The organism is Zhongshania sp. (genome assembly GCF_041584495.1).
Taxonomy (GTDB): domain Bacteria; phylum Pseudomonadota; class Gammaproteobacteria; order Pseudomonadales; family Spongiibacteraceae; genus Spongiibacter.
Genome location: NZ_JBFHDY010000031.1, coordinates 16,255 through 31,940, shown reverse-complemented (window position 1 = coordinate 31,940; position 15,686 = coordinate 16,255). Strand labels below are relative to the sequence as shown.

13 protein-coding genes and 1 tRNA gene are annotated in these 15,686 nt (G+C 51.7%); 4 read left to right on the top strand and 10 right to left on the bottom strand.

What is annotated here, in order from left to right:
- Position 1: 1 nt before the first annotated feature.
- The 3 genes from ABYP33_RS07645 to ABYP33_RS07635 form a co-directional block, all read right to left on the bottom strand.
- Positions 2–78: transfer RNA gene (locus tag ABYP33_RS07645), tRNA-Met, on the bottom strand.
- A 146-nt stretch (positions 79–224) separates the two neighbouring features.
- Entirely contained in the window at positions 225–1,676 is a 1,452-nt protein-coding gene (locus tag ABYP33_RS07640) for a hypothetical protein (RefSeq protein WP_373090097.1), read from the bottom strand.
- A 41-nt stretch (positions 1,677–1,717) separates the two neighbouring features.
- Positions 1,718–3,946: a peptidase M19 gene (locus ABYP33_RS07635; protein WP_373090094.1), complete on the bottom strand. Its 2,229-nt coding sequence runs from the start codon at positions 3,944–3,946 to the stop codon at positions 1,718–1,720.
- Positions 3,947–4,214: 268 nt separating this feature from the next.
- Here ABYP33_RS07635 and ABYP33_RS07630 point away from each other — a divergent pair, with 268 nt between their 5' ends.
- Positions 4,215–5,222, top strand: coding sequence for a TIGR03617 family F420-dependent LLM class oxidoreductase (locus ABYP33_RS07630; protein ID WP_373090092.1), 1,008 nt, complete (start codon positions 4,215–4,217; stop codon positions 5,220–5,222).
- A gap of 58 nt (positions 5,223–5,280) precedes the next feature.
- On the opposite strand, the gene ABYP33_RS07625 is transcribed toward ABYP33_RS07630, so the two are convergent.
- From ABYP33_RS07625 to ABYP33_RS07615, 3 genes are all read right to left on the bottom strand, one after another.
- Positions 5,281–8,235 (bottom strand): mechanosensitive ion channel domain-containing protein, encoded by a 2,955-nt coding sequence (locus ABYP33_RS07625; protein WP_373090090.1) that lies wholly within the window; start codon positions 8,233–8,235, stop codon positions 5,281–5,283.
- Between the two features lie 3 nt (positions 8,236–8,238).
- Positions 8,239–9,294, bottom strand: a complete 1,056-nt coding sequence (locus tag ABYP33_RS07620; RefSeq protein ID WP_373090088.1) for a transporter substrate-binding domain-containing protein — start codon at positions 9,292–9,294, stop codon at positions 8,239–8,241.
- 235 nt (positions 9,295–9,529) lie between these two features.
- Positions 9,530–9,988 carry a MarR family winged helix-turn-helix transcriptional regulator gene (locus tag ABYP33_RS07615; protein WP_373090085.1) on the bottom strand — a complete coding sequence of 153 codons (459 nt, stop codon included), beginning with the start codon at positions 9,986–9,988 and terminating at the stop codon, positions 9,530–9,532.
- A gap of 149 nt (positions 9,989–10,137) precedes the next feature.
- Here ABYP33_RS07615 and ABYP33_RS07610 point away from each other — a divergent pair, with 149 nt between their 5' ends.
- The 3 genes from ABYP33_RS07610 to ABYP33_RS07600 all read left to right on the top strand — a co-directional run bounded on the left by ABYP33_RS07610 (position 10,138) and on the right by ABYP33_RS07600 (position 12,699).
- Complete coding sequence (locus tag ABYP33_RS07610; RefSeq protein ID WP_373090083.1) at positions 10,138–10,587, top strand: DUF1499 domain-containing protein; 450 nt, start codon at positions 10,138–10,140, stop codon at positions 10,585–10,587.
- Positions 10,588–10,669: 82 nt separating this feature from the next.
- A complete protein-coding gene (locus ABYP33_RS07605; RefSeq protein WP_373090080.1) occupies positions 10,670–11,644 on the top strand; it encodes a zinc-dependent alcohol dehydrogenase family protein in 975 nt (324 codons plus the stop codon).
- Positions 11,645–11,868: 224 nt separating this feature from the next.
- Positions 11,869–12,699 carry a class III extradiol ring-cleavage dioxygenase gene (locus ABYP33_RS07600; protein WP_373090077.1) on the top strand — a complete coding sequence of 277 codons (831 nt, stop codon included), beginning with the start codon at positions 11,869–11,871 and terminating at the stop codon, positions 12,697–12,699.
- Here ABYP33_RS07600 and ABYP33_RS07595 read toward each other — a convergent pair.
- From ABYP33_RS07595 to ABYP33_RS07580, 4 genes are all read right to left on the bottom strand, one after another.
- Positions 12,694–13,164 (bottom strand): DUF4112 domain-containing protein, encoded by a 471-nt coding sequence (locus tag ABYP33_RS07595; RefSeq protein WP_373090075.1) that lies wholly within the window; start codon positions 13,162–13,164, stop codon positions 12,694–12,696. The genes ABYP33_RS07600 and ABYP33_RS07595 overlap by 6 nt on opposite strands.
- Positions 13,165–13,260: 96 nt before the next feature.
- On the bottom strand, positions 13,261–14,265 hold the full coding sequence (locus tag ABYP33_RS07590; protein WP_373090073.1) for an endonuclease/exonuclease/phosphatase family protein: 1,005 nt from the start codon (positions 14,263–14,265) through the stop codon (positions 13,261–13,263).
- A gap of 644 nt (positions 14,266–14,909) precedes the next feature.
- Positions 14,910–15,176 (bottom strand): hypothetical protein, encoded by a 267-nt coding sequence (locus tag ABYP33_RS07585; protein ID WP_373090070.1) that lies wholly within the window; start codon positions 15,174–15,176, stop codon positions 14,910–14,912.
- A 34-nt stretch (positions 15,177–15,210) separates the two neighbouring features.
- A complete protein-coding gene (locus ABYP33_RS07580; protein ID WP_373090067.1) occupies positions 15,211–15,651 on the bottom strand; it encodes an alkaline phosphatase D family protein in 441 nt (146 codons plus the stop codon).
- Positions 15,652–15,686: the final 35 nt, after the last annotated feature.

Genomic DNA, 15,686 nt, shown 5'->3' with positions numbered 1-15,686 from the left:
GTGGTAGCGGGGGCAGGATTCGAACCTACGACCTTCGGGTTATGAGCCCGACGAGCTACCAGACTGCTCCACCCCGCAACTGATCTGCTGTCGTTTTCTCTATGACAGGGCGCGCATTATAGGAGCGGAAATTGATTCTTGCAAGCCCTATTGCTGAATAAGTTTAAATTAATGTGAATTTTTTTCGTTCCATACGGTTTTGCCGGTATTTATAGGTTTACTGCTTAACCTTGCAGCGGCTGGGCCAGTATCCATAAGCCCACGCCGGTGAACATCACCATTAATAGCAACATAGGTAACTGGCTGAGGCTGGCGTGGCGCTGGCTGGGGAAGCTGCGCAGTGCTTCGGCGTGGGCGAGGTATACGCTGGCGACGTGACCGATAAGAATGAGCCACACTTGGCTGTTCCAGATTAGGCCCATGTCGGGGAGTATCGGCAGTCGGCCGCTGATCGCGGTGCCGAATAGATCCCAGCCCCAGCCGAACGGGTCGGAGATGAGGCCGCGTACTTTAAGACCTTGGCTGAGTAGCAGAGTGTAGTAGTGGGTAATGTGGTAGACCAAGGCGATGGGCAGCAGGCTGTAGCCAAAGCGCAGTGATAATTCAGTGACGCTCAGCTCGCTGCGGGTTAGGCGCTTACCTGCCCACAAGAAGAATAGAAATAAATATAAATAAATAAAAGGCGACAGTAGTAAGCAGACAACTTCAAAGGCTAGGTACCAGGGGCGAAGGGTGACGTAGGCATAGAGCGGGTGCTTGCCAAGCAAGGGCTCCAGAATATGCAGGGGGTCAGTCCAAAACAGATTGAACCACAGCGTCGTTTCGCGCAGGCCATCGTAGGCGGTAGACGACAGCATAAAAAGAAGAAAGACCAGCAGACTGCGGTGCTCTAGGCGCTGGTGTAATAAGCCGCTGAAGGGCATGCACAGGCTGAGCTTGGCTCTGCCCTTGGCGCTGGGGTCATAATGTATAGGCGCCATTTTGGCGATTAGCTGAAACATCACCGAGAACAGCTCACCATAGCGAAACCAGCTTTGGCTGCCATAACGCCATACTGCCAGGGTGTTAATGAGTGTGTAAGCGCAGAGTGCGAAGGACAGCGAGAAGGGCTTGGTATTGCCAAATAGCTCTAACAAGATAAAGACCATATACAGTGCGACGGCGGGCCAGTAAGCCAAGCTCTCTGGGTAGGCTTGGCGACCTTGGCAAAAGTGTTTTAGCGGACTCAATATCACGTGCCAGGGATTAAGGTAGTGATACCAGTTGCCAAATACCGCGCTGAGGTAGCTTGCGCCTAATGCAAAGCTAATCCAGAAAAAGGTCATATTGAAATTGCGGTAGCTGTCTTGGTTACCAATAAAGCCGCTAACAATGGCAAGCCCAAAACACAGCAAAACAAGCCCTTTTAGCAATGCGCCGAGCCGTATTGTGTTACATGCCTGAAGTAGTCGAGGGTGGCCGATGGGCCAAAGCCGCGCAGGGCGGTTGGCATGGTCGGCATTGTAAAAGTAAGCCAAGACGATAAAAGACAAAATTAACGCGGCCATCGCCCCATAGATATACATCCAATAAGGCATGGGCAGAATATAGGGCTCGCCAAAGGAGTGTGCCTGCGCCAAGCCGGACGCAAGTAGTCCGGCGAGGTATAGGCTTAGCGTTGTTGTGAACCGCTGCATTGCTGGCGCGCGCCTAGTTACGCGGCGTAGGTAGCGCTGGCTTATTGGGCACTGCTTAGATTCGCGTTGCGGTTGTAAGCGCGCTCCCACATTTTCACATAGCCTTCGGCGGAGTTGTACAGCGCGTCAATGGCTTCTTTGCCGCCTTCTAGGCGCACTTCTTCAACAAAGTCGGCAACAAGGCCATAGTGTGACATGCCGGTTTCATCGATATGCCAGTACTTGCCGCTATCGGGAATTAACAGCATGTTGACCGTAACGGGCTTAAAGCCGCTAAATTGGGGGCCCCAGTCGTCGCCGCTAAATAGGGTGAACGGGTAGCGAACCGGCTCTGAGTCGCCGCCACGAGGGCCAGGGTGGCCGCCAAAGCCGTTGGCATCGGCGCCGTAGCCTAGGCCTAACACTTGATCAGAGTCGCTAATACCCGCTTTGGTACGCCAGAATTTTAGCTTCTCTAAAAACTCCTTGTGCTTAATGCCGTTGCCTTTGTAGGGATAAATAATGCCGCCATTTTTCAGCATTTTTGCGGCTTGGTCGCTGGTTAAGCCGCCGTGAGCGTCGTGTGATGAGGCGAGCGGGAATTTGGGTACTTCTTGCTCGGCGAGCTCAATCATAATGTCTTTGCTGTGGTAGGCCGCGTGGTCAATATCAATCACCATGCCGCGCTTCATTAGCGCGCGCAGCGCGTATTCGCCCAAATCGGTTACCGTGCGCGCATTGCAGCGAACACCGGCGGGGTAGAGTGGTGAGGCGCCTGCGCTCACTTCAAAAAAGGCCTGTGATATTGGGTCGTCGCCAGTACCGGGAATGCCGGTAGCCATCTCTGTGCCAGGAGAGCGAACTAAGGGCTCATCTACCGGGTAGTCGCGGCAGGTGGTAGTCTTAAAGAAGGCCTTGGTGTCCAAGAAATTAAGCAGGTTCATGGTGCTGCCATTAAACAGACCGGCGCCGCCCAGTGAGCTGTTGATGTCGTGAAAGGGATAAACATGGCGAACGCCAAGTTCCCATAAACGCTGAATTTCAGAATCAATTTGGGTTTCGTCACAATTGCGTTGTTCGATCTCATCGAGCAAAAAAGTGACGCCACAGTCAAATACCTGGGCAACTTCAACGCCGAGGACCACGGCCATTTTGCCGTCGTTAATTACACTACGCGCTTCTTGTGGTGATTTTACAATGCGATACCAGCCCTGGCCGGGGCCGCCGTACTGGGCGTCGATGTAGTCTTGCACTTCATAGAGGTATTCAACTTGCTTAACGGCAACACTCATATCGTCGCAATCGGCACTGGGGTTGGCGGCAATCACCTTGCCGACATTACATAAGCCCGCGATGTTAGTGCCGTGGTTAACCATCAGGCGCAGGCCAGACAAATACGCTCGTTCTACCCATTTGTAGTACATCACTTGGTGGGTTAAGTAGTCGCGGCGCGGCCAGTCTACAAACGTGGGCCAGCCTTTGGTTTCATGACTGTCGGTGGGGTTTTCGCTAATTACATTATTGCCGTCGCGAATACCGTTGGGGCCGTGCAACTCTTCGCAGTCTTCTAGCGCGTGGTCTACGCCAAAGCGGTGGATAGGTTGGCCGTATAGCACGCCGCCAGCCGAGGGGCCAACATCTCCGGCATAAGACATTTCATTCGACATACCCATGTGAGTGTGGATATCGGCAAAGCCGATAATAGGCTTGTCTACGCCCCTGCCTTTAAAGGCTTCGCCGTTTATTGATGTCGGCATTTCTGGGTAGCTGGTGCAGTTGGTCGCGGGGACGAATTTAAATTGGGCCGCGGCGTCCGTACTGGCTGGTCCAGCGATAAGTGCACCGCTGTCATTTACCTGCATAGTCTGGCTAGTGCTGTCAGACACAATACTGAAGCTGGCGTTACTGGTATTCAGGTTTATGGTCCAAATAGCTGCGTCGGTCGCAGCCTCTTCACCATTAATAGTGTCGGCAGTGGCAGTTAGGAGGCGTTTGTTTTTGGTGTAAAACAGATACTTGCCCAGTGTGGCTGGCTGCATAAAGAATGCTTCTGCCCCACTTGTGCTCGCAGCAGTGCTGGCATAGCCGGCTTCCGCGGTGGCTGCGACGTACTTTGTGGTTTTTACCGACTGTAGCGCATAACAGCTATTGGCCATGGCGAAGCGGGTTTGCGGTACTTCGGAATTGGGTTTGGGGGTGCTGTGGCTACTGGTGGTGCTGGAACTCGAACCGCCGCAGGCACTAATCAATGTGAAGGATAGAAAAACGAGGGGCAATAGACGAGCATTCATAAAATTGACCGTAAGTAGTGGTTACGAGGCAGCAAAGCCGTTTGGCGACCGAATATTATTTTTGTGTGGTTATATGTAATCAGTGCTTACAGCCTACCGTAAATTACCGTAATCGATAATAGCAATGTGGCAAATTTGTGACATTGTTTGTGCCGTTAACATGGCGCGTAGGCCGTTTGCTTTTTCAAAATGCCGAATTTTACACTGGGAGACGTTCTGGGAATGTCTTTAAGCTATTGATAATTAATAATAAGAATGGAATGTGGTGATGAAAATTGATGGGCCCTTCTATGCGCAGCTAAATAATGCCGCCAGTGAGGCTAGGCGTCTCGCCGACATTGGTTTTGACGGAATTTACACCTTAGAAGGAAGTTCAGACCCATTTTTGCCCCTCGTTTTGGCCAGTGAACACGCGCCAGAGCTTGATATAGCAACGGCGATTGCGGTCGCGTTTCCCCGCAATCCGTCTCATATAGCCTACCAAGCGTGGGATTTACAGACGTATTCTAAGGGCAAATTTAGCTTGGGAGTTGGCTCGCAAATAAAACCCCACATTGAAAAACGTTTTGGCCTCGCCTTTGATCCGGCAGCGGCGCGAATGCGCGAGTATATTTTAGCGGTAAAAGCATTTTTTGCTTGTTGGCAGCATGGCGCGGCGCTGAATTTTGAGGGTGATTACTATCGCCATACCCTGATGACACCAATGTTTAATCCAGGCCCTAACCCCTACGATATACCGCCCATTATGCTCGGCGCGTTTGGCCCAAAAATGACCGAGGTGGCGGGCGAGGTTGCCGACGGCTTTATTGTCCACCCGTTCAATACGCTGCCTTTTCTCCGTGAGCTCGCCTTGCCTGCGGTAGCACGCGGTTTAGAAAAGGCGGCGCGCGCTCGGAGTGACTTTTGCTTGCAGGTTAATGCCATTGTTATTACGGGCAGCAGCGATGAGGAATACCGCGCGGCTGAGGCGAGCGTAAAGGGCTTGCTTGGCTTCTACGGTTCGACGCCCGCTTATCGCCCGGCAATGGATGCGGTGGGGCTCGGACATTTACAGCCGACACTCAACGCCCTCTCTAAGCAGGGCAAATGGGAGGAGTTGGCCGATTATATTAACGACGATTTTTTGGATGCGTTTACTACTCGCGGGCGCCCAGCAGACATTGCTGGATTATTAAAAACAAAGTACGCAGGTTTGGCAGATCGCTTGGCAATCTATTCACCGTATGCGGCAAGCGATGATATGTGGCGCGCCATTGTGGCTGACTTGCATGCTTAACATAGAAGGGTGCGGCCTTAAGCGAATAGCCTAAGGCCAGCGTTGCATACTATTCTAACTAGGGCGGGTAGTTGCGCAAGTGAACATCTTGCTGGGGGTAGGGAATGGTAATGCTGGCCTCCTTAAAGGCATCCCAAATGGCGAAGAGTAATTGCGAGCGCAAATCTGCTTTGCCAACGTCACCGCGAATCCGTGAGTGAAATTGAACCCGAATCATGAGGGCCGAGTCACCATACTCCCATAATAATACTTTGGGGCTCGGCTCTTCGAGCACGGCGGGGTGGTCGATGAGCAGGGCCTTGATAAGACTGACGGCTTGATGGGGGTCGTCGTCATAACTAATGCCAACCATGAGTATGGTGCGCATCACGTCGTCGCCACGAGTCCAGTTGGTGAAGGGTTTGGTAATTACCGCCGAGTTAGGAATGATGACTTCTTGGTTGTCGAAGGTCTTTACCGTAAGTGAACGAATGCCGATACGGGTCACCTCGCCTTCGTATTTGTCGACGTTAACAAGGTCGGTGGTGGCTAGCGGACGCTCTACTAGTAGCAGTATGCCGCTAATAAAATTAACAACAATCTGTTGCATACCAAAGCCAATACCAACCCCCAAGGCACCAGCAAATACCGTGAGTGCGGTTAGGTCTAGACCGATAATTTTCATGGCCAAGACCAAACCTAAAACCACCACAAAGTATTGGGTAAAAGTAGAAAGACTATTGCGAATGCCTTGGTCGCTAACCCCAGTATAAACCCAGCGGTAACTAACCTGCTTGCTCCAGCCAGCACCCCATATCGCCACAAACAAAACCAGCAAGGCCAGCGCAAACGTCTTTACCTTGATGGCCGTCGTGCCCGCCATAAATAAGGTGGTGTCTAAGGCTAGTGGTATATAGCGCACGACAGGCGTTTGCATATTCCATTCATACAAACTGAACAAAAGTTGCGCGCCAAGTACCACGCTCAGCAATACCGCGATGCGATACAGTGGGCCGAGAATATATTGACGCCAGTAGCTTGCAGATTCATTGTCGCGACGGTCAAACCAGCGGCCGATGGCCTTGAAGCTGGCGCGCAAAATATTGCGCACAAAGTGCAGGCCCACCGCGACCACAAATAGCCAGCCAAGACGTTTGGCCACCGCCTGGGCTAAATTAACGTAGCCAAATAGTCCGGTAATGGCGCAGACGAGCAGTAGTAGGGGAACGAGTAAGGTAAAGCTGCGCAGCATTTTGGATTCGAGGGTGCCAGCCACCCCTGCCAGTAACAGTCGGCGTAAATGCAGCAGCGGTACGGTAATAAAAAGCAGGCACAGCATCGACAGGCGGTCGATGGCATCGATCACGGTGGGCGACAGGGCAACGGTGTGAGCAATAACCAACACGCCACTGAGCAGGGCGCTGAGCACAATCACCCAGCGGGTTTCCATCAGCAGCACCGCTGTTTTGTCGCGGCTAAGTTCGGGTGTGTAGTGGTCGAGTAAATTATTAATGAAGTCCAGCGCAAGCTTAACTACCGGAAAAATAAGCAGTGGTGTGAGCAGCAGAATAAGGTCTGACTCGCGTATATTTAATAGCGAGCCAACAATAACAACAAAGATTGGCGGCAGTATGCCGAGTAAATTGCGGTGAATAATGGCGAGAGGTACCCAGGCGGCCGCTTCTTCGCTGTCGGCGCGAGCTTGAACCTGTTGCAGTTGTTTGGCTAGCACGCGGCGGCCTTGAATACCCGCAAACACCAAACCGAGCAGCGCAAGAATGCAGAGACCTTTTATGCCATCGTCACTGCGGGAATACGCTTTGCCAGTATTAATAAATGCTTGCTTTAAGGCGACACCGACCCGAAGCGGCAGGCTTAACATGTTTCTGCCAAGCTGGCGCCAAGCCTGCCCGTCAGAAGGCAGCTCCCGCAAAATGAGTAGTTCGGCGCTGGCGTTTCCGGCCAAGTCGTTGCGGTAAATATTTTTTACCTCGTTGAGCTTCGCAATTAAATTGCTCGCCGCCTTATCGTCTTGCTCGGCTAAGTTGATAAGGTCGTTAATTAGGCCCAAGCGCTGCTGAAAGGTGCTGTCGGTGCCACTGGCAATTTCGCCCTGCTGACGAATAATTTTGCCTTGGTCTTTGAATTGCTCGTGCTTCTGTTTTATGAGTTGTTGTTGGTCTGTTAGGCCGTCGCGCAATTTCTCGATATTGGCGAGGGCTTTTTCTATTACCCGCACGGGGGTGGCCTGTGAGCCGCTGAATATGGCCAAAGACTGCAGCATGCGCTCGGCCTGCAAGCGGACAATTTTGAGCTGATAAAATTCTGCCCGCTCTTCAGATGCCAGTGCCGTTAGTTCTAAGAGTCGACGTTTGGCGCGGTCAGCGGGAAGGTCGCCGGTTAATTGTGTGGCATCCCGCCGCGCGGTAGACGCCGTACTGAGTAGCGAATCGACCTTGTCCTGTAAGGCCAGGCTTTCGCGGCTGGGCTTTTTGCGCGTAGTGTCTAGGTCGGGCAGCTCAAAGCGGGCCTGCAATAAATTGAGGCGCTGTCGCGCTAAGGCCACGCGCGTCTGAAAGCGATCATTTAAGCGTTCGAGGCGGTCGATCAGGCTATGCAGCAGCTCCCGTTGCGCGTACATCTCTTGTAAATGCTGTTGCCTCAGGCTGTCTTCGTCGGGGCTGGCTGAGCCACTTGATTCTGTGTCGGCAATATCAGCGTCTAGCTGACTTAGCTTATTGCGGCGCGCTTTTAATCGGGTTTTAAGACCGCTCTCGCGGGAGCGGAGCGAGGCCAGATCAAGTCTGGCATCTTCTAAAATACTGGGTGTGATGCTGTTGGTGAGCGCCGACTCGGCGCTGCGTAGCCGCTCCCGGTCACGCAAAATGTCACCGTCAGTTTGCAGCAATTCTTGGCTAATGTCGGCCTCGGCGCGGGCAATGCGCTCGCGCTCTTTGTCTTGGGCAATAGCAAAGCTGCTCGTGGCAAGGAATATTAAACAGGCAAATAGCCGGGCAGTAAGGAGATTGTGCATTGCTTATTTTATTCCTATAAATTGCTGCATGGTTGTTTGCCAAGCGCTGCTGCGGGTCACCTCTAGCAAACTGCGGTTAAGGTTTTCACGCTGCTCAAAGCCTGAGCGCAAACCCAGTGCATAATCCTGTTTGCTTCCAGAAAAGCTTAAGACCTGGATGTTGGCGTCGTCATTGCGCAGTAAATAGCGCAGCACGGCCTCGTCGTATACCAGGGCGTCAGCCTGGCCGCTTTTAAGGGTGTTTAGCCCGGCTTCTGGAGCGGTGACGGTGTTTGCCCTAATCCCTCTGTTTGCAAGGCTTTGCTCGCCAGTAGAACCGGCGACCACCAAGGTGCGAACCCGGTCTAGGTCGTCTACACCATTCACCGCAGTACGCATTTGGTTTAGGGTCACCGACGAGGCAATAGCGGCGGTAAAGCTGGAAATCGTGATGACGCTGACAAACATCCATACTGTTGCGAGCAGGCGTCCGGCTCGGGTGATTGGCGCCTTGTCGCCATAGCCAACGGTGGTCATGGTCACCGCTGACCACCAAAAGCCGCTGCCAATGCCATCGGTGACACTGCCGCCAAACTGTTCGGGGTTACGCTTGTGTTCGACTAGCCACAACAGCGCGCCGACCGCGAGTAGCAATACGGCAAGAATGCCGACTGCGCTGAGAAAGGCGGGGGAAATGAGTTGCACTAAGAGGGTGGTCCAGCCGCTACTTTTTACCGGTGTGGCAATGCCTAGGCCGGTTGAGAAAAAGGAGTAGCTAAAGTCGATGAGCTGCTCGCGCTCGGGGGTCATCGACAGCGCGCCCACCGCCACATCAATCGTGTCATTGGCTAGGGCGTCTATTTGCGCCCGGGCCGATTTCATTGGCAGCCATTGGGTTTCCCAGTTTTGCTGCCGGGCAATATTATTCCAGAGTTCAACTGAGATCCCGGTCCATTCGCCAGATTCAGTTTGCATTGCAAACGGTGGTACCGATTTTACGCCAACGCGCATTGTCTGCTGGGCCTGCGCCAGGGAGCTAAAGAAGATCAGAATAAGAAGTGTCTGCCAAAGCGCTCTCATTTTTCCCCCAAAATATCGACTTAATTGGATGGTGCAACCGGTGTTGCCTAAGTTCTTGGCCGGTGTATACGCAAAATGCGCAGCGAATAGATCATCTTCGCCAATGTCGGGTGAAGTCGACGTGGCTAAGCAATAAAACAATAGCACACAGGCGCAATTTAACTATTTTGGGCCGATTTTTGTTGAGCATCGAGAGCGTACAGGCGGAGTGAACTTGCGAAATGTGGGCGGGAACTTACTCGGTGTCGTTTTCTAGTAGGTTGTTGTTAATCAGCGAGTACAGCTGTTCAGCGAGGGCTTTAAGTTGCTGGGCATCCTCTGGCGCCATGGCAATTTGGCGGGTGATATTGTCGGGTGTTTTCCGGGCACGGTCAGCGAGGGCTTTGCCCTGTGGTGTTAACACAATGACTTTTTGCCGGGAATCGCCTCTGGATTTAGCAATGGTGACCAAGGCTTTGCTTTCTAAGCGCTTGAGTATCGGGGTAAGAGTGCCAGCGTCAAAACGAGTGCGTTGCACCAAATTTTTAATAATAACGGTGTCTTCATCCCATAGCGCCAACATGACTAAGTATTGCGCATAGGTTAGGCCAAGCTGATCTAGCACCGGCCGATAAGCCCGAATTAGGGCGTTGGTGGCCGAATATAGCGAGTGGCAAACTTGATTCTTGAGCTTGAGGGCGGGTATGTCAGTCAATGTTGTTCTCCAAAGTCCAAAATATTTTGCGCGCAAATCATTGACAGGTCAATGTTTGCCTGCCATTATTTTGCGCACAAAGTAATTTGCCTGGCGCAAGATTACCTTGTTTAGCGGAGAGGTTGAGGGCCAATAAGAGGAATAAAACCATGAAAATCGCCGTGTCAGTTATTGGCGTTCTTGTTGTGCTGTTTTTGGCTAGGGTAATTATTCAAGGCAATCAGGTGCCCGAGCTGGGCGTGACAGACGGCAAGTTAGCGGCATTAAGCAGCAAGCCAAATAATGTGTCTAGCCAAGCAAAAGACCCAGAGAAGCGGGTTGCTACTTTGCCCTTTAAAGATTCCCAAGCCAGCACCTTAAGCGCATTGAAAAAGGCCGTTGCAGCTTATGGCGGGGCCAAAGTTCAGACTGAGTCAGACGACTACCTCTACGTGGTATTTACCACATCCCTAATGCGCTACCGCGATGACGTGGAGTTTTGGCTCGACACTGAAAGCCAGCAAGTGCATTACCGCTCATCTAGCCGAGCGGGCTATTCGGACATGGGCTTGAATCGCAAGCGTTACAACAAAATAGCCGAGTTGTATCGAGACCTATAAGCATTAGTGGCTTAAGCAAACCTATTTACCTGCTGTCAGCGCACCACGGGTGTCATGCGGGGCAAACCCAAAGGAGCAAACTATGTTAAAAGCACAATACACCGAGCGCGGGCCAATTCCACAGAACTCAATTACTGCGGTGGAGTTTGACGCCCCGGCGTTGGCCGAAGACGAGGCCCTAGTAGAATTAATCGCCTCGCCAATTAACCCCTCAGACGTACTCACTCTTACGGGCGAATACGGCATATTGCCACCCTTGCCGGCTATTGGTGGTAATGAAGGCGTGGGCAAAATCGTGAAGCTAGGCGGCAAAGGCCCCGCTGTAGGTCAAAACGTGATGTTGCCCGTGGGTGTTGGCACCTGGTCTACCCACATAGTGTGTAAGACCGCTCAGCTTATACCGGTACCCAATGAGGCCGATCCGAAGCAGTTGGCCATGATGAGCATCAACCCGCCAACGGCACTGCTGATGCTTGAGCAGTTTGTTGATCTAGAAGCGGGTGATTGGGTCATTCAAAATGCAGCTAACTCCGGGGTAGGTAGCTACCTTATTCAGCTCGCCAAAATTAAAGGCCTGAAAACCATTAATATTGTTCGCCGCGAATCTGCCATCGAAGGTGTAAAGGCCCAGGGTGGCGACGTGGTGCTGGTCGACGGTCCAGGCCTCGCTAAAGAGGTCGCTAAAATTACCGGCGATAAACTACCAAAGTTGGCGATTGACGCCATTGGTGGCGCGGCAACAGATCGCATTGGCGCCTGTCTTGCGGTGGGTGGCACTTTGGTGAACTACGGTTTGATGAGCGGTGAGCCCTGTCATTTGTCGGCAAAATCCTTGGTGTTTAGCGATGTAACCCTCAAAGGTTTCTGGCTGGCACGCTGGTTCCGCACGGCGACACCTGAGCAGCAAATGGCGGTATTTGGAAAAATTACTAAATACATAATTGAAGGTAAATTGCATACCCCAATTCATGCAGAGTACCCCGTTAACGAAATTAAGCAGGCTGTTGCTGCGGCGGCCGAGGGTGGTCGTGACGGTAAGATATTAGTCGTGGGCTAATAATGGTGTAGTGCCGGTGATAGGGAGGAGGCGAGCTAGTATTGGCTCGCCTTTTTTATGTGTAATTTAACGCTTCGTAAGAATAACGAGCAATACCCTATATTCTGTCATTATTTAAAATGGTCTATGTAATGGCGGTGTGTAAACGGGTTTATCCCCTGTGGTGAGCTATTCAGTCAAATGTTATTCTGCTGCGAATTGAGCGATAAAAGTAGCGAGAGTAAATGACAATCAAGCAGAATATTATTTATATCTCTCACGGGGCTGGGCCAATGCCGCTATTGGGCGACCCTGGGCACCGTGACATGGTGGATACCTTGCAGGCGTTTGCCAAACGGATTGGTAAACCAAGTGCAGTGCTGGTGATTAGCGCTCATTGGGAGGCGCGCGTACCGAGTATTACTGCTGGCAACACGCCGCCACTTATTTATGATTACGGTGGCTTTCCCGCTGAGGCCTACCAGATTCAATACTCATGTTCGGGAGAACCTGCGCTTGCCGATCAGGTTTATCAATCCTTCGCGAATGCGGGTATTGACGCTGCGCTGGACTCGTCGCGAGGCTTTGATCACGGTATGTTTGTACCCTTAAAAATTATGTATCCAGACGCGGATATTCCCTGTGTGCAAATCTCCTTAACGCAATCATTAAATGCTGCCGAGCATCTCGCAATGGGGCGGGCCTTGCGTGCACTGCAATGGGATAATTTATTAGTGATCGGGTCGGGGGCGTCGTTTCACAATATACCGGCGTTTTTTTCTGCAGAACAAAATGAGCTTGATCAGAAAAATGTGGCCTTTGAACAATGGCTAACCGAAACCCTCGCCAGTAGGGATATAAGCGAAACGGATCGACGGGAGCGTTTAGTGCAATGGGAGGCTGCGCCTTTTGCTCGCTTTTGCCATCCTAGAGAAGAGCATCTACTGCCGCTCCACGTATGTTATGGCATGGCTGGGGATGTTTGTGATGAAACCATTCCAACAACGATTATGGGCAAGCAGGCGCTAATGTTCCATTGGATAGCGCCCAGAGAACACGCTTTCAGCGGCTTATAAAAGCAAGGTTAATCCGCCCGTCAATAGGGCAAAAAGAATCGACAAGCCAATTAACGTTCGCCAGGGAAAGGGCGGTGTAGGGGGCTCAGTGGCAAGTTGCTCTTCCAGATAGCTTTTCAGCAAACGTGTATTACGGGTGTTGGCCTTAAATATGGCATCAAAGGCATCACCTACTACTGGCAGCAGGCCCCCGACAAAGTCGATAACGATATTGCGCAACATTCGGAGTTTTACCTCCTTGGTTGCACCTACGCGTTGTGCTTCGATTAATACATAAGAAGACAAGACCAGACCGGCTATGTCGCCTATTACGGGTAACATACCGATCACAGATTCTGCGCCGAGCTGAAATTTTGTAAAGGGTATGCCAATACTGCTGTCGGTAAAGTGACTAAACTTTTCCAAGCGTTCAAGTACTTTTCGCTGCCGTGCTTCTTTGCTCTCCTTTATCGTGTTGTTGTGCATCGCTAATCGGCTTCTCATCAATAGGGAGTTAACGGGGAACCCTAGGGATTAGGGCAATTATTCGTCCGCGCCAAAACGAACTCGTAAGGCTAGGGTCTATAGCTTCGTGTGCTCGCCGGGCTCAGGCACATCATGTTTACTAACGCTCTGCTCTTCAGTAATCTCTTTTGACCATTCATGGTCTGCAGCTTCAGCCTGCAAGCCTTCTTGATTTTCACCGCGCTGTGGAACGAATAGTAGCTTAGTTAGCAGGGAAAAGTGATCAGAGCCTATTGGCGGCAAGCGCTTTATAGATATTAATACAAAATGCTGGCTATGAAACAAATGGTCTAAGGGCCAGCGCAGCAAGGGATAGTCAGCGTGAAAGGTATTGTACATTCCCCTGCCCACACGGGGATCTAATAAACCACTGATTTTACGGAAAAGCCGCGTTGTGGCGGACCAGGCAACGTCGTTAAGATCTCCGGTCACAATGACAGGCTGATCGCTATCGCTGACACTTTTAGCGATCAAGACCAACTCGGCATCCCGCTCAGCCGACTCAGGGTTTTCAGTCGGGCTGGGCGGTGCCGGATGGATGAAATGTACGCGAACCTTGTCGCCTGTTCTCAATACCACAGAGGCGTGTATCGATGGCACGTCTTGCTCGACTAAATAAGAGATCTCTTGGGCTTCCAGAGGAAGTTTTGAATAGACATGCATGCCATACAAATTATCCAGGGGGCATTTTACGCAATAGGGCATATCTGGCTCTAGCGCACTAAGTTGATCTTGCCACCATTGGTCCGATTCTAGGGTGACAAGAATATCTGGCTGATGCAGCTTGACCAGTTTGATCAGCGCGTTGGCGTTACGGTTAGGGGTGAGCACATTCGACGTGAGAATGCTGAGCTGTCTCTCTGGGCTGCCACCTATGGCGGTCTTTACTTCTTTAGGCCATAACGGCGTATAAGGCAATATCCACCATAACTGCCATAGCAAGCATAGTGCTGTCACGCTTATTAGCGCCCAAGTGACTGAGGTGTGAAGATCCATAAAGATAAAATCCGCAAGCAATATAACGGCTGCAATAATGGCAATTTGCAAGCGAGGGAAGTCCATGCCCCTGACGATCCAGTGTGGGTGTCGAGATACGGGCAGCAAGGTTGCTAAAACTATTAAAAAAGTAAAAAAATTAAGCACTAGAAACATCATTAAACCCAAGGTTTACTAACTATTGTTAGAGCATGCTTCAACGCGGGCTCGGTGCGCCTATCAATGTATTGGGCATGGTAGGCCAGTATGTGCTAGCGCTCGCGAACCTATTTTAAATGTAGCAGTGCTAGGCTGAGTTAATCTGACGAGGCCTTGGCCTATAGCTTTTGCTGTGATATTAGACTGATTCTTTTGCTTTTAGCAAATCGAAGCCGTCTGCCAAGATAAGCCCGTGTTCGGCCTATCGAAAAGCGATGCCTTTGAGCAGTGGCTACGTGACACCGTAGCGGCTCAGATATTACTGAACAGAAGCGAAGCGAGCGTGTAGCCCACTGGGATACAGCGCCTTGCGTCCACGTTTAGCGCTTCATGTTTGTTCTGGCTTCGCCGGTAGCGCGAGTGAGCAATATTTACCCATCACGATTATGGGCAAAAAATTGATTATGCTCTGCTGACACGCCGCGTGTTAGCAATACTCGCGCCTTTGCTATGGCATTGGCAGGCCCAGACTGCCGATAAAGGCGTCGACTTGCGCGGTGCCGTTTTGGCCGCTATTGGGCGCAAACAAAGCAACAAGGGCGATTTTCCATGGCGGCCAGCTGCTCCTGCATAAAATTCGCCTGACTGAGAATATCGGCGTCTAGGGCGTCGCCACTCCACTGCGAGCCCGTGTCGTCAACGACGTGGCTGCTTGGGTTAGAGTCCTGCGTGAACAATTGCGCACCTACATCGCCGCCAACGCTGCCGGTAAAGGTCTGGGTGTGAAAACGCTCAGGCATTTTCCACGTGCCCGACGCCGACACGTTGCTGTATTGCACTTGCACATCACCCTTGACATTTTGTGAACCCTCGCTAATAGCAATAATTAGTCGGGTTTGCTTGGCCTGGAGCGCGGCCGGTGTACTCGGTACGCCAACATCTTGCGAGCTGGAACGGGAGCCACCACCGCATGCGATTAAGAGTATTGGCGTAACCGTACTCGTAAATGCAATCGCCTAAATGAATAACGCAATCGAGGTCTGGCCGTTCGGCAACGCGGCGGTAAGCATTAAAGAAACCCTGGGGAATACTCGCACAATTCAATGCCGCCGCGCGCAGGTGATCGACCCCGTCTTGGGGCAAGGTGCGGCTCCGGTCGGTTTGACTAACAAAATCCAAAGCCGAGAAGCCGCAGTAATAGCTTGTTTCCAGCGAGAGACCGGTCAAGTCTATTTTCACGGTATGATCGCGGCTGCCATCGGTGGTAAACGGGCTCTGCGCCACTAGGCTGCTAAACGAGGGTGACTTGGCCACCGATTGTTTCTAAAATCACCGACATTGGCCCCAAA